The sequence below is a fragment of the Curtobacterium sp. SP.BCo genome (assembly GCF_051903265.1).
GTDB lineage: Bacteria > Actinomycetota > Actinomycetes > Actinomycetales > Microbacteriaceae > Curtobacterium.
In genome coordinates this window covers 3405856-3428705 of sequence record NZ_CP194337.1, presented here as the reverse complement: position 1 = coordinate 3428705, position 22850 = coordinate 3405856, and the positions used below count along the sequence as shown (strand labels likewise).

Annotated in this window: 22 protein-coding genes and 1 tRNA gene; 10 read left to right on the top strand and 13 right to left on the bottom strand. The window is 70.1% G+C overall.

The window, feature by feature from the left end:
- Positions 1-95: 95 nt before the first annotated feature.
- From ACRQ4B_RS16205 to ACRQ4B_RS16185, 5 genes are all read right to left on the bottom strand, one after another.
- A complete protein-coding gene (locus ACRQ4B_RS16205) occupies positions 96-2546 on the bottom strand; it encodes an FtsX-like permease family protein (protein ID WP_439692420.1) in 2451 nt (816 codons plus the stop codon).
- The gene (locus ACRQ4B_RS16200) at positions 2503-3246 is read right to left on the bottom strand and encodes an ABC transporter ATP-binding protein (RefSeq protein ID WP_439692419.1); all 744 of its coding nucleotides are present in this window, start codon (positions 3244-3246) and stop codon (positions 2503-2505) included. The genes ACRQ4B_RS16205 and ACRQ4B_RS16200 overlap by 44 nt, the downstream gene beginning before the upstream one ends.
- Entirely contained in the window at positions 3243-4169 is a 927-nt protein-coding gene (locus ACRQ4B_RS16195) for a hypothetical protein (RefSeq protein ID WP_439692418.1), read from the bottom strand. The genes ACRQ4B_RS16200 and ACRQ4B_RS16195 overlap by 4 nt, the downstream gene beginning before the upstream one ends.
- A gap of 262 nt (positions 4170-4431) precedes the next feature.
- Complete coding sequence (locus ACRQ4B_RS16190; protein WP_439692417.1) at positions 4432-5358, bottom strand: sugar phosphate isomerase/epimerase family protein; 927 nt, start codon at positions 5356-5358, stop codon at positions 4432-4434.
- Positions 5355-6524 (bottom strand): Gfo/Idh/MocA family protein, encoded by a 1170-nt coding sequence (locus ACRQ4B_RS16185; protein ID WP_439692416.1) that lies wholly within the window; start codon positions 6522-6524, stop codon positions 5355-5357. The genes ACRQ4B_RS16190 and ACRQ4B_RS16185 overlap by 4 nt, the downstream gene beginning before the upstream one ends.
- Positions 6525-6605: 81 nt before the next feature.
- Between ACRQ4B_RS16185 and ACRQ4B_RS16180 the strand changes: the two genes are divergently transcribed.
- From ACRQ4B_RS16180 to ACRQ4B_RS16170, 3 genes are all read left to right on the top strand, one after another.
- Positions 6606-8030, top strand: coding sequence for a glucose-6-phosphate dehydrogenase (locus ACRQ4B_RS16180; protein ID WP_439692415.1), 1425 nt, complete (start codon positions 6606-6608; stop codon positions 8028-8030).
- Between the two features lie 10 nt (positions 8031-8040).
- Positions 8041-8826, top strand: coding sequence for a dienelactone hydrolase family protein (locus ACRQ4B_RS16175; protein WP_439692414.1), 786 nt, complete (start codon positions 8041-8043; stop codon positions 8824-8826).
- Between the two features lie 121 nt (positions 8827-8947).
- Positions 8948-9020 (top strand) — tRNA-Arg (locus ACRQ4B_RS16170).
- A 146-nt stretch (positions 9021-9166) separates the two neighbouring features.
- Here ACRQ4B_RS16170 and ACRQ4B_RS16165 read toward each other — a convergent pair.
- From ACRQ4B_RS16165 to ACRQ4B_RS16145, 5 genes are all read right to left on the bottom strand, one after another.
- Entirely contained in the window at positions 9167-10261 is a 1095-nt protein-coding gene (locus ACRQ4B_RS16165; RefSeq protein ID WP_439692413.1) for an alkene reductase, read from the bottom strand.
- 52 nt (positions 10262-10313) lie between these two features.
- Complete coding sequence (locus ACRQ4B_RS16160; RefSeq protein ID WP_439692412.1) at positions 10314-10526, bottom strand: hypothetical protein; 213 nt, start codon at positions 10524-10526, stop codon at positions 10314-10316.
- A 51-nt stretch (positions 10527-10577) separates the two neighbouring features.
- Complete coding sequence (locus tag ACRQ4B_RS16155; protein ID WP_439692411.1) at positions 10578-11021, bottom strand: MarR family winged helix-turn-helix transcriptional regulator; 444 nt, start codon at positions 11019-11021, stop codon at positions 10578-10580.
- A 301-nt stretch (positions 11022-11322) separates the two neighbouring features.
- The gene (locus tag ACRQ4B_RS16150; RefSeq protein ID WP_439692410.1) at positions 11323-13944 is read right to left on the bottom strand and encodes an MMPL family transporter; all 2622 of its coding nucleotides are present in this window, start codon (positions 13942-13944) and stop codon (positions 11323-11325) included.
- Between the two features lie 74 nt (positions 13945-14018).
- Positions 14019-14657 carry a TetR/AcrR family transcriptional regulator gene (locus ACRQ4B_RS16145; RefSeq protein WP_439692409.1) on the bottom strand — a complete coding sequence of 213 codons (639 nt, stop codon included), beginning with the start codon at positions 14655-14657 and terminating at the stop codon, positions 14019-14021.
- Between the two features lie 179 nt (positions 14658-14836).
- Between ACRQ4B_RS16145 and ACRQ4B_RS16140 the strand changes: the two genes are divergently transcribed.
- The 4 genes from ACRQ4B_RS16140 to ACRQ4B_RS16125 all read left to right on the top strand — a co-directional run bounded on the left by ACRQ4B_RS16140 (position 14837) and on the right by ACRQ4B_RS16125 (position 18380).
- Positions 14837-16318, top strand: a complete 1482-nt coding sequence (locus ACRQ4B_RS16140) for a mannitol dehydrogenase family protein (RefSeq protein ID WP_439692408.1) — start codon at positions 14837-14839, stop codon at positions 16316-16318.
- A 94-nt stretch (positions 16319-16412) separates the two neighbouring features.
- Positions 16413-17108 carry a helix-turn-helix transcriptional regulator gene (locus ACRQ4B_RS16135; protein ID WP_439692407.1) on the top strand — a complete coding sequence of 232 codons (696 nt, stop codon included), beginning with the start codon at positions 16413-16415 and terminating at the stop codon, positions 17106-17108.
- Positions 17109-17199: 91 nt separating this feature from the next.
- Positions 17200-17571: a VOC family protein gene (locus tag ACRQ4B_RS16130; RefSeq protein ID WP_439692406.1), complete on the top strand. Its 372-nt coding sequence runs from the start codon at positions 17200-17202 to the stop codon at positions 17569-17571.
- Positions 17572-18071: 500 nt separating this feature from the next.
- Complete coding sequence (locus ACRQ4B_RS16125; RefSeq protein WP_439692405.1) at positions 18072-18380, top strand: hypothetical protein; 309 nt, start codon at positions 18072-18074, stop codon at positions 18378-18380.
- A 54-nt stretch (positions 18381-18434) separates the two neighbouring features.
- On the opposite strand, the gene ACRQ4B_RS16120 is transcribed toward ACRQ4B_RS16125, so the two are convergent.
- Complete coding sequence (locus tag ACRQ4B_RS16120; protein ID WP_439692404.1) at positions 18435-19217, bottom strand: helix-turn-helix domain-containing protein; 783 nt, start codon at positions 19215-19217, stop codon at positions 18435-18437.
- A 182-nt stretch (positions 19218-19399) separates the two neighbouring features.
- On the opposite strand from ACRQ4B_RS16120, the gene ACRQ4B_RS16115 reads away from it, so the two are divergent.
- From ACRQ4B_RS16115 to ACRQ4B_RS16105, 3 genes are all read left to right on the top strand, one after another.
- Positions 19400-19618: a hypothetical protein gene (locus ACRQ4B_RS16115; RefSeq protein WP_439692403.1), complete on the top strand. Its 219-nt coding sequence runs from the start codon at positions 19400-19402 to the stop codon at positions 19616-19618.
- 460 nt (positions 19619-20078) lie between these two features.
- Positions 20079-20393: a hypothetical protein gene (locus ACRQ4B_RS16110; RefSeq protein ID WP_439692402.1), complete on the top strand. Its 315-nt coding sequence runs from the start codon at positions 20079-20081 to the stop codon at positions 20391-20393.
- Positions 20394-20482: 89 nt separating this feature from the next.
- A complete protein-coding gene (locus tag ACRQ4B_RS16105) occupies positions 20483-20923 on the top strand; it encodes a hypothetical protein (protein ID WP_439692401.1) in 441 nt (146 codons plus the stop codon).
- Positions 20924-21141: 218 nt separating this feature from the next.
- On the opposite strand, the gene ACRQ4B_RS16100 is transcribed toward ACRQ4B_RS16105, so the two are convergent.
- Positions 21142-21699 carry a GNAT family N-acetyltransferase gene (locus ACRQ4B_RS16100; protein ID WP_439692400.1) on the bottom strand — a complete coding sequence of 186 codons (558 nt, stop codon included), beginning with the start codon at positions 21697-21699 and terminating at the stop codon, positions 21142-21144.
- Between the two features lie 46 nt (positions 21700-21745).
- On the bottom strand, positions 21746-22798 hold the full coding sequence (locus ACRQ4B_RS16095) for an alpha/beta fold hydrolase (protein ID WP_439692399.1): 1053 nt from the start codon (positions 22796-22798) through the stop codon (positions 21746-21748).
- Between the last annotated feature and the right edge of the window lie 52 nt (positions 22799-22850).

Sequence of the window (22850 nt, the reverse complement as noted above, 5' to 3'; positions counted from 1 at the left end):
CATCGGCAAGAGCGGTGAGGGTGAGCGTGGTTCCGTCGTGCGTCGCTGCGACGCTCGACCGGAGCCGTGGACAGCGAGGCGGTTGATTCGACATGTCAGTCGTTCTCCTTGAGTGCTTCGGCGGGATCGACACGGGCTGCTCGACGTCCTGGGCCGAAGGTCGCGATGCCCATCGTCGCTGCCACGACCGCCGCCGCCAGCGCGAACGGCCCGGAGCCCGCGGTCGTCGGGACGTCCACCCCGAGCAGCGTGCCCAGAGCGTTGCTGACCGCCCGGGCCGTGACGATCCCGAACAGCGCGGCCGGGACGATCGCAGCGATCACGGCAGCGGCCCACTCCCATCGGACGACTGCGACGAGGTGCCTCCGTGTGGCTCCGACCGCTCTGAGGACGGCGAGCTCGGACCGACGCCGGTCGACGAGGGCGCGGTAGGAGCCCGCTGTTCCGACCGCCCCCATCGTCCCGGCGAGGCCGATCAGGGCGAACACCCCCGCGAACGTCGTCGCGAGTTGTTGGCCGGCGCGGGACCGCATCTCGGTGGCAGTGATGGCGATTGCTCCGGGGACGTCCCTGACGACGGCTGCGACGCGGTCACGGACCAGGACCGCATCGGACCCGCTGGTGGTCGCGATGTCCAAGCCGGTCGGCGCGGGGAACGCGAGTGCGGACATCGAGTCCGGTCCGAGCACGCGCTGGTCACCGGTGGCGAGGGACGTGAAGGTCCCGACGACCTCACCCTCGGTCTCCCGTCCCTCGAAGCCGAGGTCGACCTCGTCGCCGATGTGCGCCCCGAGCCGCTCCGCGAGGGACTGTGGGAGCGCCACGCCGTTGCCGGAGGAGATCGCCCGCCGCGCCGAGTCAGCGTCACCGGAGCGCCATGCCAGGTCCTCGACCGCGAACCACCCTGCAGCGACACCGAGCGCCGGTACCTCGGCGGTCGACCCACCGACACGTGCGCGGACGGTGGCGACGCTGCTGTCCGCCATCGCACCGACGCCGTCGACTCCCGCGATCGCGCTGCGGACGGCGTTCGGCAAGGGGGAGGTGGACGTGACCTGCACGTCGGCGCCGAACTGGTGGGCGATCTGTTGCTGCGTCGCCGTGGAGATCCCGATGGCTGCCGAGAGCAGGGCCGTGCTGAACACCAGGAGGACCGCGACGACGGCTGCGAGCGACGAACCGCCGGACGATGTGAGTCCGCTGGCCGTCCAGTGCAACCGTCGGAGGCCCCGTCCGGATGCGCGACGGACGAGGACAGCGGCGGCAGCGGCACCGATGACGGATGCGCTGACCGACACCACGCTGCTGAGCAACCCGCCCTCGGTCAGCGCGATGGTCGAGATGCCGACGCACACGGCGACGGAGCACGACGTCGGCGACGGAGCCCACCCTCGGCGCCTGCTGGGGCGCCGGTCACTCTGCGCACGTGGTGCCCGTCCGCCGTGGGTCCGCTGGCTGCTCCACACAGCGACGACGTTCGCGAACGTGCCCACGACGATCGCGCAGGCACCGGTGAGGCCGGCGGGACCGGGCGACGGGAGCGCGTTGCTGGTGACACCGCTCACGAGCCAGGCCGCACCGACACCGAGGGCTGCTCCCGTCGTCGTCGTGAGCAGCCCCGCGATCAGCGCTTCGGCCACGAGCGCCCGTGCGGGCCAGCTGGGCGGTGCGCCCACTGCGACCAGCACAGCCGTCGACGCGCGACGCCGCCTGCGGAGTTCCGCGCCCGTCGAGGCCGCGAGCACGACCCCGATGACCAGAGCGACACCCCCGGTCGCGGCGACCAGCGCCGTGGTGGTGCGGGCGATCGGTCCCAGCGCATCGGTCAGGGCGCTGGTGTCCTGGACACGGGTACCGGGGGGAAGTGACGGACGCACCCGGTCCGCCCACGTCGACCGGTCTCGTGTCTCGAGGACGAGTTCCACGCGGGTGTACGCATCGCTCGTACCCGAGAGACGCCAGGCGCCGCCGAGCGTGGCGAAGACGTTGCCCTCGGCGAAGAGGCCGAGCGCGTTTGCGTCCAGCATCCCGACGACGCGCATCGCACGAGTGCCGTCGCTGGCGCCGACCCGGAGGACGTCCCCGGTGCGCACATCCAGATCGGACGCGACCCTGTCGGGGACCGTGAGCTCGTCGTCGGCTGACGGCCACCTGCCGGACCTGAGCACGCTGCCCAGCCGCAGGGTGGCCTCTGCCGGGACACCGGTGACCGTGAGGTCTGCTCCGTCGACGTCGGGGTGCCCCTGAGCGACCACGAAGGTGTCGTGACTCGACGTCGGCACGGCGAGTGCGACGTCGGGGAGTGACTCGACGGCCGAGACCGCGGCCGCACCGAGCGGGGCGGCACCGAGGTCCGGGACGACGGCGACGTCGCCGACGCCACCGAGTGACTCGATGCCGGTCCGGACGGACCCGACGGCGGCCTGCCCGGCGAGCACCGCGGCGACGATCATCGCGGTCCCGATCACGAGGGTGATCGAGCTGGAGCGGTGACGCCTGGCATCACTCCGCAGTGTGCGCCAGGCGTACCCGAACACGTTCCGCACGAGCCACCCCTTCCAGATCGTCGAGCGTGACGGAACCAGCGATCGCACCATCACGCATGAACACGACGCGATCGGCGACGCTGGCTGCATCAGCGTCGTGCGTGACCATCACCACGGACCGCAGACGGCCGATCCGCCGTGCCCTCAGGACGAGTTCGAGGACCAGCCGTCCGTTCTCCGAGTCGAGACTCCCCGTCGGTTCGTCAGCGAACAGGACGTCCGGGTCGTGGAAGAGCGCGCGGGCGATGGCGACACGCTGCTGCTCCCCGCCGGACAGACGCGCCGGACCGACCGGCGCGAGCTGATCGAGGCCGAGTGCCTCGAGGAGTTCAGCTGCCCGCGGGCGCCATCGTCGAGGGCGGACCCCGGACACGATCGCCGTCAGTCCGACGTTCTCCATCACGGTCAAGCTCGGGATGAGGTGGAACTGCTGGAAGACGAATCCGAGCCGCTCGCGGCGGAGCGTCGCGCGTGCTTCCGGAGCGAGGCCACTGACGGTGACCGCGTCGAGGGCGACGGAACCGGCGGACGGGACGTCGAGGCCGCCGAGGAGCTGGAGCAGCGTCGACTTGCCGCAACCCGACGGTCCCATGACCGCGACGAAGGCTCCGTCGTCGACCGTGAGGTCGACGCCGCGGAGGACTTCCCGCTCGACGTCGCCGATCGTGAACGATCTCCGGAGACCCCGCGCGGTGATCACGATGTCCCCGGATGGATCATGCGGTCGAACTCGATCCACATCTCCCAGTCGCCGAGCCGTGTGCGGACGTGCCGCTCGATCGCGCCCCAGAGCGCCAGCAAGCCGTCCTCGGACGCTCCGGACCCACGGCCGACGTGGATCGGTGTGTCGAAGCGGAGCGTGAAGCGTCCGTCCCCGTGGCCGTCGATGACCGCCGGGACGATCGGAGCTCGCGCTGCCTGGGCGAGGAGCACCGGCCCCTCCGGCGCAGCGATCGTCGTCCCGAGGAACGGGACCGGGCGGTGGCGGACGGACTGCCCGCGAGGATCCAGCTCGGGGAACATCGCGAACAGCCCGCCGGCGCGGAGTGTCCGGAGGCCGGTCGCGAAGGTGTTGCCCTCGTCGATCGCCACCGCATCGACGTCGAGGTCGGGGAACGCGGCCGCGCGGAGTTCGGCGAAGTTCATCCGGTTGAACACCAGGCGGGTCGGCGCGGTGAAGGCGAGCAACGGGGGGATGACGTACGCGGGACCGAGGTGCAACGGGGCGACGAGGACCCCGTTGCCGGACCGGCGCGCTGCATCGAGGTGCCCCGCACCGGCCACGTCGACCACCTGGTCGAAGAGTGTTGCCCGATCGCGCAGCCAGAGGGTGATGAAGGTCGACTCGAGTTGCAGCCGTGGTCCGTACGTCGCGAACCGTCGGGCTGCTGTCGTCACTTCGCATCGGGAGAGGGCAGGTGCGAGGCGGAGGTGCTCGGCCGCCAGTGCCTCGATCGCCTGCGCCCGTTCGTGCTCGGGAGACTCACGCTCGTACCGTGGCAGGTCCACGTCGAAGAGCGCTCGCATGAGGCGCCAGGCGCGGCCGGGCCCGAGGCCGCGGAGCTCGTCGGCGAGCTCGGTGCGCTGCGGCAGCTCGAAGAGGTTGAAGAGTGGCAGTGTCATCGGATCCCGGTCGTCGGCTGAAGGCGGCGGTGGGTTGCCGGGATCGTCGTCCGACCCCGGCAACGATCACCGTGGATCAGGTGCACATGCACTGACGCGTGCAGCGCAGCGCGGCGCCGGCCGCGAGACCGTACTTCTTCCGTCGCTTCATCCGTGATCACCCCCATCCGTGTCGATGGAGCCAACCTACTGATACACGAATACCAGATGCAACCTCGTGATGTGCCTTGTCGCACTCACCCGGGTGCGGGTGTGGACCGGGTCACCTCTCCACGGCGATGAGCGGCCGCAGGGTCCGGTGTGCGATCCGCAGCCCCTCGAGCACTTTCTCGTCGGTGCCGCCCCACAGCGGGTCCTCGTGCTCGACGCTCAGCGTGCCGTCGAAGCCCGCCTCGTAGAGCCGGTCGACCACGTGCGGCCAGTCGACCTGACCGCGGCCGGGCACCCGGAAGCGCCACCACCCCATGTCCCACGGGTCGTCGCCCTTGTCGACCTTGCCGAAGAACCCGTACTGGTCGCGTGCGCGGGGGAACAGCTCGACGTCCTTCGCCTGCGCGTGCACGATGTGCTCGGCGAACGGCAGGATCGTCTCGACCGGGTCGATGCCGATCCAGGTCAGGTGCGACGGGTCCCAGTTCAACCCGAAGCCCAGGCCGGTCACCCATCCCCAGAGTTCGGGGGAGTAGGCGAGGTTGCCCGGGTACCCGTCCGGGTGCCAGCCCTCCATGACGCAGTTCTCGACGACGAGCCGGACACCGCGTTCGCCGGCGTAGTCGACGAGCTCGGGCAGCACCCGGTCGCCGAGGCGCATGTTCTCCCGCACGGACAGCGAGTTGTCGCGGCCGACGAACGTGCCGACGTACGGCACGCCGAGCAGTCGGGCGGCGTCGATCGCGTGGAACAGGTGCTCCTTGATCTCGGCTCGTCTGGCGAGGTCCTGGTGCAGGTTGTTCTCGTAGTAGGCGAACGCGGAGATCTCGAGCCCGGTCCGGTCCAGCAGCTCGCGGGTGGCGGCGGCGTCCTGGTCGGTGAAGGTCGCGACGGGCAGGTGCGCCGCCTCGAAGTCGCGGCCACCGGTGCCCGGCCAGACGCCGACCTCGAGCCGTTCGTAGCCCTGTTCGGCGGCGAACGCGGCGATGCGGTCGAGCGACCACCCGGGCAGGCAGGCGGTCAGCATGCCGAGCTTCATCGGATCTCCCTCCACGCCCCGTCGGTGGCGCTGCCGACCACGGCGTCGATGATGCGTGCCGCGCGGGCGCCGTCGGCGAAGGTCGGCAGTCCCTCGGGCCAGCCGGCCGGGTCCGGACCGCTCCGGACGGCGGCGTAGGTGTCGGCGACGAAGGCGCCGAAGGCGTCGAGGTAGCCCTGCGGGTGGCCGGACGGCACCAGGGCAAGGCGCCGCTGGTCGGGGACGCCGAGCGCCGGGTCGCGGACGACGATCTGGGCGCCGCGCTCGTTGCCGAACCACGCCGTCTCCGGCTGCTCCTGGTCGAACGCCGCGGATCCGAGCGTGCCGTCCACCTCGAACCAGAGGCGGTTCTTCCGTCCGGAGGACACCTGCGAGATGACGACGTTGCCGATCCGGCCGCTGCCGGTCCGGAACGTGGCGACGGCGGTGTCCTCGGTCGTGACCTCGGCCCGGTCCGACGCGTCCGAGATCGGGTCGGGGTCGGGCGACCCGGAGAAGGACGGCCCGGAGGCGGCCGGGCGCGTGGGGTAGACGATGTCGGTCGCCGCGGACACCGAGGCGAACGGCTCGCCGGTGACGAACTCGACGAGGTCGCACCAGTGCGAGCCGATGTCCGCGAAGGCGCGGGACAGGCCACCGGAGCCGGCGTCGACCCGCCACGACGAGGCGTCCTCGTCGAGCATCCAGTCCTGCAGGTAGTGGCCGTGCACCGCGAGCACGCGGCCGAGGTCGCCGTCCGCGATCCGACCGCGGATCTCGCGGATGATCGGGTGGTAGCGGTAGACGAACGGCACCGTCGCGACGACCCCGGCGTCGCGTGCGGCCTCGACGAGCTCGGCGGCCTGACCGGCGTCGATCGCGAGCGGCTTCTCGCAGACCACGTTGATGCCGGCACGGATCACGGCGAGTGCCTGGGGGTGGTGCTGGTCGTTCGGCGTGCAGACGTGCACGACGTCGGGAGCGTCCGCGATCACCTCGTCGAGGGACGCGTACCCGCGGGGCAGGTCGAGCTGCGCGGCGACCTGTGCGGAGCGTGCGGCGTTCCGGCCGAGCACCCCGATCACCTCGGCCCCGGCGGCGCGCGCAGCGCGCGCGTGGACCCCGGCGATCATGCCGGTCCCGACCACGGCGACACGCAGACGTCGCCCTCCGTACCCACTGCTCATGGTGCTCCCTCGCGCCGGACTGCCCCCACCGTATCGACGTCTCCCGGCCACGTGCCGGAACGCATGAGTACGTTCTGGGGCATGTCGAGCCTCCAGACCTCACTGCTCATCCTCGGTGCCAGCGGCGACCTGTCCAAGCGGCTGCTGCTGCCCGGCCTCGCGACCCTGCTCGAGGTGAAGACGGACTGGGACGTGCAGCTCATCGGTGCCGGTGTGGAGGACATCTCGGACGCCGACTGGAAGCAGCAGGTCCGTGAGTCCTTCGAGAACGCGCAGGCGTCCAAGAACGAGGAGGACGAGGGTGCGGCGGACGGCGGTGAACGGCTGAGCAAGCGGCTCGTCGACGTGATCGACGCCTCGAGCTACCGCAAGGCCGACGTCACCGACGCCGACGACCTCCGGGCGCTGCTCGGCGACTGCGCGCACGACCCGGCGATCTACTTCGCCCTCCCGCCCGCGGTGACCGAGAAGAGCTGCGAGGTCCTCAAGGAAATCGACCTGCCCGCCGGCACGCGCCTCGCACTCGAGAAGCCGTTCGGTACCGATGCCGAGAGCGCCGAGCACCTGAACGACGTGCTCCACTCGTTCCTGCCCGAGGAGCGGATCCACCGGGTCGACCACTTCCTCGGTCGTTCCACGGTGCTCAACCTGCTCGGGCTGCGCTTCGCGAACCGCATCATCGAGCCGCTGCTGTCGTCCACGCACGTCGAGCGCGTCGACATCGTCTACGACGAGACCCTCGGGCTGGAGGGCCGTGCCCGCTACTACGACAAGGCCGGCGCACTCGTCGACATGATCCAGAGCCACCTGCTGCAGGTGATGGCCGTGGTCGCGATGGAGGCGCCCGCCTCGATCGACGCCGACGACCTCCGCACCCAGAAGGAGCTCGTGCTCCGGGCCGTGCGGCCGTGGGGCGGCGACGTCGTGGCGGCCGGCAAACGCGCCCGGTACACGGCGGGGAAGGTCGGCGACCGGTCGCTGCCCTCCTACACCGACGAGGACGGCGTCGACCCCTCCCTCGGCACCGAGACGCTCGCCCAGCTCACCCTGGAGATCGCGAACTGGCGATGGGCCGGTGTGCCGTTCACGCTGCGGTCCGGGAAGGCGCTCGCGGCGCAGCGCCGGGAGATCGTCATCACCTTCAAGGACTCGCCGCACGTGCCCGTCGGCCTGCACGGTGCCGAGCTGCCCGATCGACTCCGGATCTGGATCGCACCGGACGAGATGCAGCTGGAGATCAACGTGAACGGTGCCGGCGACCCGTACACGATCGACCACACGAGCCTCGACGTCACGTTCAACCCCGGTCGCTTGAGTGCCTACGGCGAGGTCCTCGCGGGGGTGCTCGAGGGCGACGCGACCCTGTCGGTCCGCGGGGACAGCGCCGTGCAGGGCTGGAAGGTCGTCGAACCGTTCCTGCAGGCCTGGCGCGACGGCACGACCCCGCTCGACGAGTACCCGGCGGGCTCCGACGGTCCCGAGTCCTGGGACAACATCGACGCGTAACGTCCACGACGTGACCACGATCGACGACGTCCTGCAGACCGTTCCCGAACCCGCCGGTGCCGACATCCGTGTCGAACCCGTCCGCTACGACCACGAGGGCACCGCGCTGCTCGGCGTGCTCGCGAAGGACGCCGCGATCTCGGGGCCACGCCCCGCGGTCCTGGTGGTGCACGACTGGCACGGCGTCAACGAGCACGTCGAGGCCCGCGTCACGATGCTCGCCCGGCTCGGGTACGTGGCGTTCGGTGCCGACGTGTACGGCGAGGGCGTCCGGCCCGGCGACGACACCGCCGGCCAGGTCGCCGGCTCCTACTACCAGGACCTGCCGCTCATGCGGGCCCGCGTGCAGGCCGGGCTCGAGCGGCTCCGCGCCGACCCCGACGTCGACCACTCCCGCATCGTCGTGATGGGGTACTGCTTCGGCGGGTCGGCCGCCCTCGAACTCGCCCGCACCGGCGCCGACGTCGTCGGGGCGGTGTCGTTCCACGGCAACCTGCTCACGCACGACCCGTCCGACGCCGGCGCGATCCGGGCGAAGCTCCTCGTGCTGACCGGCGCCGCCGACCCGATCGTGCCGGACACGAAGATCGCCGCGTGGCAGGACGAGATGCGTGCGGTCCCGAGCGTCGACTGGCAGGTCGTCACGTACGCCGGGGCGATGCACGCGTTCGCCGTGCCGGGCACCGACGCTCCGGACCACGGGGCGCAGTATCAGGCCCGAGCCGACCGGCGCTCGTGGCAGGCGCTCGAGGTGTTCCTGGCGGAGGTCTTCGACGAGGAGCTCGGCGGGCTCTGACCCGGCGACCGCCGGCGACGCAGCGGTGTCCGCTGGCGACACGCCGAGCGTGGTGCCTCGGCCCCCTCGATTGGCGCCCGGGCCGCAGCTGTTGTAGAGTCTTCCACGGCCGCAAGGCCACGCGCTCGTAGCTCAATGGATAGAGCATCTGACTACGGATCAGAAGGTTGGGGGTTCGAGTCCCTTCGAGCGCACAGTGTCGGATCAACGACACGACACCGAACAGAACGAAGCCCCGTCGCACTGCGACGGGGCTTCGTTCGTTCCGGGGTGACGCAGATGGACTGGAGGCGCGGTGCCAGCCGGCCCCGCGCCTCCAGTCCGTTCCTGGTCGCGTCGACTACGCGACCCGCTCGCGGACCTCCGCCAGCGTCGGGTAGTCTGTGTAGCCCTCGGCGCCCTGGCCGTAGAACAGCTCCGGCCGCGGCTCGTTGAGCTCGGTGTCGTGCTCCCAGCGGTGGGCGAGGTCCGGGTTCGCGATCGCGGCGCGGCCCACGCCGACGGCGTCCGCGTGTCCGTCCGCCACCAGGGCGAGTGCCTCGTCGCGGGTGGTCAGTGCGCTGAAGCCGGAGTTCGCGACGAACGGGGCCCCCACCGTGCGGCGGATGTGCTGCACGAGCTCGCCCGCCGGGTCGGCGTGCAGGACGTCGACGAACGCGAGACCGAGCGGCGCGAGCCCCTCGGCGACGGCGGTGTACACGGCGTGGACGTCGGCCGGGTCGCTCTCGAGCACGCCCTGGATGCCGTGCTCGGGGGAGAGGCGGATGCCGGTGCGGTCGGCGCCGATCGCCTCGGCCACCGCGGTCGTGACCTCGACCGCGAAGCGCGCACGGTTCTCCGGCGAGCCGCCGTACTGGTCGGTGCGGGTGTTCGACGCGGTCGACATGAACTCGTGCACGAGGTACCCGTTCGCACCGTGCACCTCGACCCCGTCGAGCCCGGCGGCGATCGCGTTGCGGGCGGCGCGTACGAAGCCCTGCACGGCGTCGGCGACCTCGTCGGTGGTCAGTTCGTGGGGGACCGGCATGTCCGCCTTCGAGCCGTCGGCGAGGTGCGTCTGCCCCGGAGCGGCGAGGGCGCTCGGACCGACGATGCGCGGCGTCTGCGAGATGTCGGTGTGCGAGACGCGGCCGCCGTGCATGAGCTGCATGACGATGGTGCCGCCGGCGGCGTGCACGGCGTCGGCGACGCGGCGCCATCCCGCGATCTGCTCGTCGGTCTCGATGCCGGGCTGGCCGGGGTAGGAGCGGCCCTCCTGCACGGGCCAGGTGCCCTCGGTGACGATGAGCCCGAGGCCGGCGCGCTGCGCGTAGTGCTCGACGAGCAGGTCGTTCGGGATGCCGTGCTCGCCGGCGCGGACGCGGGTGAGCGGCGCCATCACGATGCGGTTCGACAGGGGGAGTGCGCCGAAGGTGGCGGGTTCGAAGAGCTTCACGTCACGGCGCAACGAGGCGTTGCCCAGTGCAATTCCCGCGCGCGGTCGATCGTCAGGGCCGTGGGCAGACCAGGGTGGAGGAGCGGACCTGTCCCTCGGGTCGGATGATCTGGTGCAGCGAGAGGGGTGCGCCGCAGATCGGGCAGCCCCGGTCGATCGTGCGGTCGTCGATGCCCTCGGGGTGGCCGGCGCCGATCTGCGACGGACCCATCTTCGCGATGAGCGTGCTGTTCCACCGTTCGTACCACTGTCCGAAGCGACCCATGGTCCACCCTTTCGTTCGTGCACCAATCATTGTGCCACGAACGAATGAGGATCACACCTGGTCGACGACGTCGAGCAGAGCGGTCAGTTCGTCCTTCAGTGCCTCGAGGCGCTCGAGCGGCCATCCGAGTCGGTCGGCGACGGCCACCGGGACGGCGCGGGCGCGCTCGCGGAGTGCACGACCGGCCGTGGTGAGGGAGACCTCGAGCTGCCGTTCGTCGGTGGTGCTCCGGGACCGGCGCACGTACCCGGACGCCTCGAGCCGCTTCAGCAGCGGGCTCAGCGTGGCCGAGTCGAGCCGGAGTTCGCGGGCGATCTCCCGGACGGAACGCGGGTCCTGCTCCCACAGGGCGAGCATCACCAGGTACTGCGGATGTGTCAGGCCCATCGGGTCGAGCAGGTCGCGGTAGAGCCCGATGACGCTCCGGCTCGTCGCCGCGAGCGCAAAGCAGAGCTGCCGGTCGAGGGCGAGCGGGTCGACGTCCGTCTCGGTCATGGCGGGAGTCTACCGTTCGTGCGCGAATGACTGCATTGCTCGTGCTGCTCCCGCTGACGCTCCGGCGCATGCACGTGCACATTGCGACACCGCGCGTGTCGATCGACGCGTGCCATGCCGGACGATGCGCCCGTACCGGATGCGCGAGCATGTTCCGACGTCGCACCGGTCGATCGACGCGTGCCGTGTCGGATGACGCGCGCGAACGGGAGCGGGCAGCGCGCGCCGGGCCGCAACCGCCTGGAGGCGCGGGTCGACCAGTGTGGGTCGACCCGCGCCTCCAGGACGGGTGCGCTGGCGCCTACGCGCGGTGCGCCGGCGGGTGCCCCGAGTCGTGTGCGTGCGCGTCCGGCTCCACGGGGAGCGCGTGCGACCCCGTGTGGGTGCTCTCGTGCCCGCCGGTCGGGTGGGTGCGCTCGAGCTTCGCGCCCTCCACGTCGACGTCCGGCACGATGCGGTCGAGCCACTTCGGGAACCACCAGGCGCTCTGGCCGAGCAGGTGCATCGCCGCGGGGATGAGCAGCATCCGGACGACGAACGCGTCCACCAGGACACCGAACGCCAGGCCGAAGCCGATTGGCTTGATGGTGGAGGAGTCCGAGAAGATGAAGCCCGCGAACACCGAGATCATGATGATCGCGGCCGCGGTGACCACAGCGCGCCCGGCGTGCAGTCCGCGCTGGACGGCAACCTTCGCGCTCGCACCGTGGGCGTAGGCCTCCCGCATGCCGGACACCAGGAACAGCTGGTAGTCCATCGCCAGACCGAACAGGATGCCGATCTCGATGATGGGCAGGAAGCTCAGGATCGGTGCGGGGTCGTGCACCCCGAACACGCTGCCGAGCCAGCCGAACTGGTAGATCGCGGTCAGGCCGCCGAAGGACGCCAGGACGGACAGGATGAACCCGGCCGTCGCGGTGATCGGCACGAGGAACGACCGGAACACGATGATGAGGATGATCAGCGACAGGCCGACGACGACCACCAGGTAGAGCGGCAGCACGTTCGCGAGCTTCTCGGACACGTCGATGTTCGCCGACGCGTTGCCCGCGACGCCGAGCGTGGCCGTGCCGTCGTCGACCGTGACGTTCTGCGTGCGGAGGTCCTTCACGAGGGTCTCGGTCGAGACGCTGTCCGGGCCACCGGCGGGCTTCACCTGGAACGCGATGATGTCGCGGTCCTTCGACGCACCGATCGGCAGCACGGCCTTCACGTCGTCGTTCTTCGCGATGGCCTCGCCGATGGTGACCTCGGTCGCGGTGACGTCGTCCTTGCTGACGGCCTTCGGCAGGTTCGCGACGACCAGGAGCGGACCGTTCTGGCCGGCGCCGAACTCCTTGTCGAGTGCCTTGTACGCCTTGTACTGGCTCGAGTCGACGGCCTCGGACGCACCGCTCGGCAGGCCGAGGCGCATCTGCGTGGCGGGCAGGGCGATCGTGCCGAGCACCGCGACGCCGGCGACGAGCGTGATGACCGCGCGCCAGGTCGACATCGGCTTGTTCGGCACCCGGGTGGAGTCCGTGTTGCCGATCTTCGCGCGCTCCTTCTTGCGGAGGATCCGCATGCCGATGAGCGACAGCAGTGCCGGGGTGAAGGACGTGGCGATGCAGATCGCGAAGAACACCGCGACCGCGCCGACCGTGCCCATCAGGCCGAGGAACGGGATGCCGGTGATGTTCAGCGCGAGCAGGGCGACGATGACCGTCGCGCCGGCGAAGACCACGGCGTTGCCGGAGGTGCCGTTCGCGAGCCCGATCGACTCGTGCACCCGCATGCCCTGCTTCAGCTGGGTCCGGTGTCGGTTCAGGATGAACAGCGAGTAGTCGATGCCGACCGCCAGGCCCAGCATCACCCCCAGCACCGGCGTCACCGAGATGAACTCGACGAGGCTCGAGAACGACAGCGCCGCGAGGGACGCCACCCCGACGCCGAGGACGGCGCTGACGAGGGGCACGGCGGCGCCGATGATCGTGCGGAGCATCAGGAACAGCACGATCGCGGCGATGATCACGCCGCCGATCTCGCCCGGTCCGAGGATGGACGGCACACCCTGCGCGATGTCGTTGGACACGTAGACGGACACGCCGTCGATGCCGGCGTCGTCGGCCTTGTCAGCGATCGCGGTCTTGGTGTCCGCGGGGACCTCGAAGGTCGACTTCGTGAACTGCACGGTGCCGATCACGGCGCTGTCGTTCGACGACACGAAGCGGATGTCCTTCGACAGGTCGAGCAGCTTCGAGCCCTGCTCGAGCTCCTGTTCGCTGTCGTCGAGCTTGGCGGTGTTCTCGTCGATCGTCTTCTGCGCGGCGGCGATCTGCGCCTCGCCCGAGGTGATCTGCGCCTGCTGGGCATCGATCTGCTGCTGGGCGGCCTGCAGCTGTGCGCTCGCGGCGGCAGCAGCACCGGCGGCGGCCTTCTGCGCGTCGAGCTGGGCCTGTGCCTGGGCGATCTGCTCCTTGCCGGCGTCGAGCTGCGACTTCTGCGCGTCCAGCTGCTCCTGCCCGCTCGTGATCTTCGCGCGCCCGGCGGTGATCTGCTCCCGGCCGTCGACGATCTTCTGTCGCTGATCGTCGAGCTGCTGCTGGGTGTCGAAGCCGCTCGTCGCGCCCTTGACGCCGTCGAGCTTCTCGAGCCCCTTCAGGAAGTCCGCGACGTCGGACTTCTGGGCGTCGGTGAACGCCGTGCCGTTCTTCGTCTCGAAGACGATCGTCCCGTTGCCGCCGTTCGCGGACGGGAACTTGTCGGCCAGCTCGTCCTGCACCTGACTGGTCTTGGTGTTCGGGATGGTGATCGACGAGGAGATCGTCCCGGCGAACAGGCTGTAGGTGACGCCGGCGATGCCCATGATCACCACCCAGGCGATGATCACGAGCCAGTGGCGTCGTGCCGAGAACCGTCCGAGACGGTAGAGGAGACCGGCCATGCGGTTGCCCCGTTCCTTTCGTTGTCAGGTGCTGTGTGGTGCGGGGTGCGCCGGTGGACCCCTTGGGGGAGAAGTCAGTCGGTGGGCATGTAGCCGCTGCGGACGCTGTGCACGAGTCGGGCGAGCAAGGCGTCCCAAGCGTCGAGCGCGTCCTGGTCGAGCCGCGGCCCAGTGGTCGTCAGCCAGTGCTCGGCGATGACGACGATGCCGCTCATCAGGGACTCGACGAGCAGGGCGGCGTCGAGCGCGTCGGCGGCGGGGTGGCGGCGGGCGACCTCGTCGCGCAGTCGTTCGGTGACCCGGGCGAACGCCGTCTGGGTGAGGACGGCGGCCTTCGGGTCGTCCTTGCCGGGATCGCCGAGGATCCGGTACATCCCGGCGATCGCCGGCGCCAGGTCCGCCCCGCGGGCTGCGGACTCGAGCTCGTCGAACATCGAGGCGCGGCTGCCGTCGCCCACCGGGGTCTTCGCCATGTCGGCCAGGAACCGGTCGATGATGACCGAGAGCTCCTGTTCGCAGACGGCCAGCAGGACCTCGTCGAGCGATGCGAAGTGGTTGAAGACCGTGCGTCGGGCGATGTCCGCACGTGCCGCCAGGTCGTCCACGCTGAACCCGCGACCGCCGCGCTCCTCGACGAGGTCACGGGCGGCCTGCAGGATCGCCGCACGGTGCTTCGCCTTGAGGGCGGCACGGCGGTCGATGGACAGGGTCACAACGAGCACACTAGGTGCATCGATGCACTCGGTGCAACGAACAGGAGCGCATCCTCAGGTTCGTACCCCGGGTCGTCGTTCCGATACGGAAACGATGTGCTGAACAACTGTGCGTGGTTGACTGGGCGGAGCCCGCCTGAAGCACGGCGGACCCTGCCCGCCGTACGAAGGAGTACACGATGCCCGTCCGTCTGTCCCCGGAGACCCTCGACCAGATCGCCGCGAGCGGTGTCGCCGTTCCCACCTACGACCGCGACGGCATCACGGCCGGCATCGTGCACTTCGGCGTCGGCGGGTTCCACCGTGCACACCAGGCGATGGTGATCGACCGCCTCCTGCAGCAGGGCGAGGCCCGCGAGTACGGCATCTGCGGCGTCGGTGTCCTCGAGCAGGACCGCCGGATGGCCACCGCGATGGCCGAGCAGGGCGGGCTGTACACGCTCGTGCTGAAGCACCCGGACGGCACCCGCGAGTCCCGGGTGATCGGCAGCATCGTGGACTACCTGCTCGCCGTCGACGACCCCGACGCCGTCGTCGAGAGGATGGCGCACCCGGACACGAGGATCGTCAGCCTCACCATCACCGAGGGCGGCTACAACTTCGACCACGTGACGGGGGAGTTCGTCGCGGACGAGCCCGGCGTCGCGGCGGACCTGCGTGGCGACGGCCCGCCGCGCACCGTGTTCGGCCTCGTCGTCGAGGCCCTGCGGCGACGTCGCGACCGCGGGCAGGAGCCCTTCACGGTGATGTCGTGCGACAACATCCAGGGCAACGGGCACGTCGCGCGTGACATGTTCACCGCCTACGCCCGGCTGCAGGACCCCGCGTTCGCGGACTGGATGGACGAGCAGGTCTCGTTCCCGAACTCGATGGTGGACCGGATCACCCCGGTCACCGCCGACGAGGACCGCGCCTGGGTGCGCGACGAGCTCGGCATCGAGGACGCCTGGCCGGTCGTCGCCGAGCCGTTCTTCCAGTGGGTGCTCGAGGACGACCACCCCGCCGGACGCCCGCCCTACGAGCACGCCGACGTGCAACTCGTCGAGGACGTCGAACCGTACGAGCTCATGAAGCTCCGGCTGCTCAACGCCAGCCACCAGGGGCTCTGCTACTTCGGGTACCTGTCCGGCTACCGGTACGCGCACGAGGCCACCCAGGACCAGGCGATCGCCACCTTCCTCCGCCGCTACATGGACGAGGAGGGCACACCGACGCTCACGCCGGTGCCGGGCATCGACCTGGAGGACTACAAGGCCACCCTCATCGAACGCTTCCAGAACCCCGAGGTGCGGGACACCCTCGCACGGCTCTGCGCCGAGTCGAGCGACCGCATCCCGAAGTGGCTCCTGCCGGTCGTCCGCGAGAACCTCGCGTCCGGCGGGCCGGTCACGCTGTCCGCGGGCATCGTCGCATCGTGGGCCCGGTACGCCGAGGGCACCGACGAGTCCGGCGAGCCGATCACCGTCGTCGACCGGTTGGCGGACTCGCTGACGGCGATCGCGGCGACGCAGCGCGAGGACCGGCTCGCGTTCATCGAGAACCGGCAGGTCTTCGGCGACCTCGTCGACGACGAGCGCTTCGTCGCGGCGTACCGCGACGCCCTCGACGGGCTGATCGCCGACGGCGCGCACGCGACGGTGACGCGCCTGTCGCGTTCCTGAGGAGCGACCACCGATCGAACGGGAGGCGCGGTACCAGGCGGTCCCGCGCCTCCCGACCGTCACGGCGTCGCGCCCAAGGCGCTATGGTCGCGTCGTGAACCGGACGGACCGTCTGTACGCACTCGTCGAGGCGCTGCGCGCCGCCGCGCCCGCCCGGCGGAGCGCCCGCCGGCTCGCCGAGGACTTCGGCGTGAGCGTCCGGACCGTCGAGCGCGACCTGCGCTCGCTGCAGGAGGCCGGCGTGCCGATCTGGGCAGAACCCGGGCGGACCGGCGGGTACACGATCGACGCCCGGGCCACGCTCCCGCCGCTCGGCCTGACCGTCGACGAGGCGCTCGCCGTGGCGATCGGACTCGCGAGCCTCGGGAACAGCCCCTTCCGGCAGGCCGCCCGGAGTGCCGCGCGGAAGGTCACGGCCGTGCTCACCGAGGACGACGCGCGCCGGACGGCTCGGCTCGCCGGTCGGGTGCACCTGCTCGAGGCCGGTGACCGGGTTCCCGCGCCGACCGCGCTCGCCGGCGCCCTCACGCGGGGCCGGGTCGTGCTGATGCGCTACCGGGACCGCGCCGGCACGGAGTCCGAACGGACCGTCGAGCCGCTCGGGTACATCGGCAAGGGCGAGGACTGGTACCTCGTCGCGTGGTGCCGGTTGCGTGACGGTGTCCGCGCGTTCCGTGGCGACCGGGTGCTCGCGGTCGAGGAGACGGACGAACCCGCCCCGGCGCGGGTGGTCCGGGTCGAGGAGCTCGACATCCCCCACGGGGTGCTCCGCCCGGTGCTCGGCGACTGAGCCGATTCGGCGAAACCCCGACAGGACGGTGTCGCAGCGTTCGGTGATGCTCGACCCGGGCGATCACGGTGGTCGCCCGGGAAGGCACACCGTGGAGTTCGCATCGATCCGGATCATCACCGAGGACCTGGACGGGATGGTGGCGTTCTACGAGCGGGTCACCGGGACGACGGCACGGCGACCGGCGCCGGTGTTCGCGGAGGTCGTGACCGGCGGCGCGGTTCTGGCGCTCGGGACGCCGGCGACCGTCGCGATGCTCGGGGACGCGGCACCGACCGCCCGGTCGAACGGGAGCGTCGTCGTCGAGTTCCACGTGGACGACGTCGACGCGACGTTCGAGCGGCTCAGGGACGACATCGCCGACCTGGTGCTCCCGCCGACGACGATGCCGTGGGGCAACCGGTCGACGCTGTTCCGGGACCCGGACGGCAACCTCGTCAACCTGTTCAGCCGTCCGGCCTGACCGCGCGCTCCACGAGGTGCTCCGGCGGGGCACTCGCCATGAACGTCGTCGCGCTCGTCGTCGCGCTCGTTGTCCGTCGGAGTGCTCGTCGCGTTGCGCACCCTGGTGCTCGTCCTGCGACCAGAACGGTCGTGCTCGTCGTGACGGCGCGGGGACCTGGCGACCTCGGATGCTGCTCGTCTGGTGTCCGGTTCCTGGCTCGTCGCACTCCACTGTGACGTCGACGTCGGAGGTCGCTGGCAGAGCGACGGCCGACCAGGAGAGGTCCCGGTCGTGTTCGTACGACGGACCGCCATCGCGAAGGACCGCGGACGACCTCTGTGAGACAGCGCTGGCGGTCAGCAGGATGTGTGGAGCGAGACGGTGGACCGGGGCGCCGTGACGACCACTGGTGGACCGGCTTTCGGTCAGGCAGTCAGGTGCTGACTCGGTCGGGTCCTTTGGCTCGCGATGCTCACCCCCAGGCGAACGTGGTCTCTGCGAGGACGTCAGGTCGAACCGTGCTCCAGGCACGTGTCTTCTTCGGTCTGCCCGCGTCGAACATGGTCCGGCCCATCGTGCTCATCAGCATCGGAGCCGACAGAGTGCATGTGCAGACGCGGACGGGTTCCATCCACGTCACTACCTCCTGCTCATCCGTACGCGCGATCGACTTCGACGTGAACGAGGGCGTCTTCGGCGCGTCACCGCGATGGAAGGATGGGATCGAGATCGAGTCTGGTCTCGGCATGGTCCGGATCGGGGTCCTTCCACGCGGGCGAGGCGGGATCGGATTCGTGAGCCGTGCAGCGGTCGCCGAGACCCTGTGAGTCCCCGACACGAGTCCGGGGCGCTGAGCCGCTCGCCGTCGGGGAAAGGATCGGCTATCCGACGGTGTTGCCTTCGACACCGGTCGTGAGCTTCCCGGCGACGTATGACGGCCACGCGGTTCGAAGGACGGCGAACAGACCGCAGGCGACGACGATGAGAAGGAAGGTCGTCGCGGCAGCTATCCAGATCCCTGGGAAGGTCGAGGGGCGAGACAAGGCCACGATGATGAGTGGCAGGGGCGACGAGATCCAAAGCACCACTGCGGATCCGACGATCACCGCTCGGTGTTGACGCTGCACTCTTGCGAAGCGCTCCACCCAACCTGCTGCGTCGCCTCCGGCAGGTACCTGCTTCTGTCGGAGGAACCGGAACGGTGCCAGGGCGGTCGACGCTTGCAGTAGCTGGAGCGCGCCGACTGCGGTGATCAGCAGGAGCAGACCGAGACCAGCTGCGATGGCGACTTGCCCGTTCGCGGGGATGACGCCCTCGTCCGCTCCGGCGATGAGCAGGACGACCGGGATGGGGGAAACGACGAACAATGCCACTCCTCGAGCGATGGAACGCCACGCGCCCCGTGCTGCCGTTGAGAAGCGGCGTACCTCATCCCGACTCACCGCGGAAGCCGTTCTGCCGAAGTCGGTGTCCGGGACATGGACGAACAACTCTCGCACGGGTACTCCGAGCGCCTGCCCCAGACGAGAGAGTGTGTCGAGGCTGACGTCGTTGCCTGCTTCAAGGCGTTGGAGAGTTCGGACGGTCACTCCGCTGGCATCCGCCAGTCGTTGCTGGGTCCACCCTCGCTGCGTCCGGAGTTCGACGATCCGTGTCTGGCTCATGTTTGCCACAGTAGGAGAAACAGCTTCCCGGGCCCATGCCAGTGGCCCGACACCTAGGCGACGTCTACCCGACACCGCGGTCCATCACACCGAACTGCGATCCGAGCAGCGTTTCAATAGCCGATCGGCTTGCGGGATTGCTTCCATCATTCTCGCTGCGTGACCGCACTACGCTCAGCGAGGTGGGCATGTTCTTCGTTGGGCTGGCAGTGATCGGCGTCACATGGGGCTGTATCCTCATCCTCTTCCCGAAGCCGATCGCCCGCTTCGCGCGGAAAGTGCAAGGGGAGTTCTGGGGAGGGCAGTTCACCCCGGAGCTCACACGATTCGTCGGCTGTGGATTTGTTCTCGGAGGCGTCATCGCAGCTGCGACGCTGGTCGCTGAGTTCCTCAGGCGCTGACAATCGGAGGATCGCCCCGTACGGGAACGCTCGCCGGCCGCTCGGAAACGGCGAGCTGAACTCGCTGTTCTAGCGAGGCCCGCGCCTCGCGCCTGGCGGGCATTCGAAGGGAGCGGACCAACGTCGACTGACGTTGGTCCTCTTCGCTCGTTGAATGTCTGCCTTGGCTTGGTCCAGATGTTGACGGTGAACGTCTCGGTGACCGATCGGTCATCGGGATCGCCGCTGTTGGGCGGCGGACGATGGAGACCCTGCCAAGAGCCTTCACTCACCCCGCGATGGGGTGTTGCCCCAGTGTTCGTATCCGAGGGATGCTTCCGAGATGCGTCGGAGGAACTTCATCGCAATCGGAGTGCTCTCCGCCTGCGTTGCCGCGAGCGTGGGGACTGTGGCGTGTCAGTATCATTCTGCAGACGCTCAACTGAGCCGGTTGCACGCCGAGAACGCGTCTCCCGAGACGATGACCCGCATCTACCTCCAGGGGGCCGAACACGGCGACTGCATCCTGACGCGACGGCTCACGACGGCGCACACCGGCTCCTGGTGCGCCGCACCCTTCACCTGGCTCAACGGCGAACCCGAGCTCGTGTCCCACCGCGGAGTGGGCAAGGCGGAGTCCGTGTCGGAAGGCGTCGCCGACCGGAATCAAGTGTGCGTGGCGTCCACGATCGACCAGCGAGGAATGTCCGGCGAGGAACCCGGCACCATGAGCTGGAGCTGGTGCTGGATCCGGACAGCCGACGGTTGGCGGCTGTGGGACCAGGGGCAAGGCTGATGGTGCTGACTGCGAGTGCCGACACCGACCGTTCAGCAATCCCTCACAGCACCGTCGCGCCCAGCGGCCTGAGCTGAGAGGTCCGAGTCGTGAACAATGCGATCACGGCGGCGGCCTTCCGGCAGGCGTTCCGTCAGATCGACGGTCTGGAGCCCATGGTCCTTCCTGACGCTGAAGTGATCGGGTCCCTCGAGGCCGACATGGACACGGTGCGCGACGCGCTGAGGAGCACACGCTGGGTCCGCGTTGAGGAGCGCGGCGAGGGGGACGAAGGAGAACAGTGCTCCGTCTGGCCGACCGACGGCGTCCAGGTCAACTTCTTCTTCGGCTGGGGAGCCCCCATCGAGTTCGATTTCGACCTTCGGGAGATGATCGATGACGAGGCCGTCGACGGGCTGATTCGCCTGTTACGACTGGTGAGTTCAGCGGTGGGCAAGGATGTCGTCGTCCGAGCGGAGGGACAGCGATGCGCACCGGTCTTGCGCGTCGATGCTGGGACTGGTCACGTTGAGCTCAACTCCCTCCACTGAACGATGCAGGCAACAGGGATCGGCGATCGGGCGCGGCAAACTCGTGGATACAGCACGGGTTCGCGCTCGTCATGAGGTCAGTGATCTGGCTGGTCGTGAAACCATCCGACTTCTCCTGAACCGAGTGGATCCGTCCAGCCGCGGACGCCCGCAGTGGTGTCCGGACTTGTTCACGTTCGCCGCGTGGCGGACACGAGCCGTGCCTCCAGGCCGGTGCCTCAGCCGCCGATGGTGACCACGTCCTCGTCCCACGGGACGGGCGTCACCGTGCCCGATTCCCAGTCTCGGCGGAGCACGCCGTACGCGACGGACGCGACCGGGCGAGCCCCCTCGACGGGCCACGCTTCGCGGTAGTGGGCCTCCTTCACCCAGCCGGCGCGGACGAAGACACGGCGCATCGCGACGTTGTCCTCGCGGGTCTGTCCCTCGAAACGGGTGACCTCGCCCATCGTGCGGAACACGTGGTCCGTCGTCGCCCGCAGCGCCGGCACACCGAGGCCCCGGCCACGGAACCGGCCGGCGATGCGCAGGTCGAACAGGGGAACGGGATCGGCGAGGTCCTCGAGCCGGACGATGCCGATGCGGCCGTGTTCCTCGTGCTGCAACCAGGACGTGTCGTGTTCGTCGTCGCGGAAGGCACCGGCGTCGATCGCGGCCTCGGCGTCTGTACGGGTGATCGTGCGGCGGACGTGGAACGGGAACTCCTCGCCGGTCAGGAAGTCGACGAGGTCGGTGCGATCGACTCCGGTCGGGTCGAGGCGTGCGAGGCTGATCATGGCCGCCAGGCTAGCGGGGCGCGCGGCGCCGTCCCCGGTGCCGTCGTCAGCGCCGCAGCGTCGCGGCCCACCGGTCGATCGTCTCGTACGCCTGCTCGCGGACGTCGGGCGCCGACAGGACGACGTCGTGTACGGCTCCGTGCAACCGGCGCACCGTGACCTCGCTGCCCAGCGACAGTGCACGGTGCGCCACGACGTCGACGTTGAGTGCGACGTCCGCCCGGGCCATGCCGTCGTCCCACCGCGGTTGCAGCATGCTCTTGTCGCTGAGCAGCACGAGCACCGGGACCTCGATCCCGAGGCCGTCCTCGACCGTGGACTGACCGGCGAACACCGCGGCGAGCCACCCCGGGTGCAACGGGAAGCCCCGGTCCGGACGCCACTGCTGGTCGTAGGTCCACGAACCCTCGCCCGAAGCGGAGACCGTGCGGGTGTAGAAGCCCGGGTCGACGGCGGGGAGCGGCGCGAGCGGGTTCCGCCGGGCGCCGAGCCGGATCACCGGGGCCACCAGCGCCCGGCCGACGGCGCTCGCCTGGAACTCGAGCCACGGGCTGTTCAGGATCAGGCCATCGACGCGCTCCGGGTGCCGGGCCGCCCACAGCGACAGGGTCAGCCCGCCGGTCGAGTGGCCCATCGGCACGAGGCGACGACCCGTGTCGCCGTGGTGCTCGGCCGCGATCGCGTCGAGGGCGGCGGCGATGTCCTCGTCGTAGGTCGCGAGGTCGTCGACGTTCCCGGGCGTCTGGTGTGGACGGAGGCTCCGCCCGTACTTGCGGAGGTCGAGGGCGTGGAAGCGTGCCCCGAGCCGTTCGACCCGGTCGGCCAGCTCGACCTGGAAGAAGTAGTCCGACCAGCCGTGCACGTAGAGCACGTCGACACCGTGCAGTGGGCCGTGCGCGTGCAGCAGGAGATCGGCGGGGGAGCGGTGACGGCGGACCAGGGTCGCGACGACCGGTCCCTCGGAGTCCTCGCCGAGCGGGAGTTCCAGTCGCTCGAACGGCGCACCGAGGACGTCCTCGCGCCAGCCGTGACGGTGCCCACCGTCGTCGGGCCCGCCGCGGCGGTGCCCACCGTCCTCGCGCCCCCCGTGGTCCGCCATCCCCCGAGCGTACCGACGCGCTCCCGCCGTGGTACCGGGGTACCACGGCGGG

Bases quoted from the DNA above. Each gene is read 5' to 3' on its own strand.
- ACRQ4B_RS16195 (WP_439692418.1), bottom strand. From the start codon at position 4,169: ATGACACTGCCACTCTTCAACCTCTTCGAGCTGCCGCAGCGCACCGAG.
- ACRQ4B_RS16190 (WP_439692417.1), bottom strand. From the start codon at position 5,358: ATGAAGCTCGGCATGCTGACCGCCTGCCTGCCCGGGTGGTCGCTCGAC.
- ACRQ4B_RS16185 (WP_439692416.1), bottom strand. From the start codon at position 6,524: ATGAGCAGTGGGTACGGAGGGCGACGTCTGCGTGTCGCCGTGGTCGGG.
- ACRQ4B_RS16180 (WP_439692415.1), top strand. From the start codon at position 6,606: ATGTCGAGCCTCCAGACCTCACTGCTCATCCTCGGTGCCAGCGGCGAC.
- ACRQ4B_RS16160 (WP_439692412.1), bottom strand. From the start codon at position 10,526: ATGGGTCGCTTCGGACAGTGGTACGAACGGTGGAACAGCACGCTCATC.
- ACRQ4B_RS16155 (WP_439692411.1), bottom strand. From the start codon at position 11,021: ATGACCGAGACGGACGTCGACCCGCTCGCCCTCGACCGGCAGCTCTGC.
- ACRQ4B_RS16150 (WP_439692410.1), bottom strand. From the start codon at position 13,944: ATGGCCGGTCTCCTCTACCGTCTCGGACGGTTCTCGGCACGACGCCAC.
- ACRQ4B_RS16140 (WP_439692408.1), top strand. From the start codon at position 14,837: ATGCCCGTCCGTCTGTCCCCGGAGACCCTCGACCAGATCGCCGCGAGC.
- ACRQ4B_RS16120 (WP_439692404.1), bottom strand. From the start codon at position 19,217: ATGAGCCAGACACGGATCGTCGAACTCCGGACGCAGCGAGGGTGGACC.
- ACRQ4B_RS16110 (WP_439692402.1), top strand. From the start codon at position 20,079: ATGACCCGCATCTACCTCCAGGGGGCCGAACACGGCGACTGCATCCTG.
- ACRQ4B_RS16100 (WP_439692400.1), bottom strand. From the start codon at position 21,699: ATGATCAGCCTCGCACGCCTCGACCCGACCGGAGTCGATCGCACCGAC.
- ACRQ4B_RS16095 (WP_439692399.1), bottom strand. From the start codon at position 22,798: ATGGCGGACCACGGGGGGCGCGAGGACGGTGGGCACCGCCGCGGCGGG.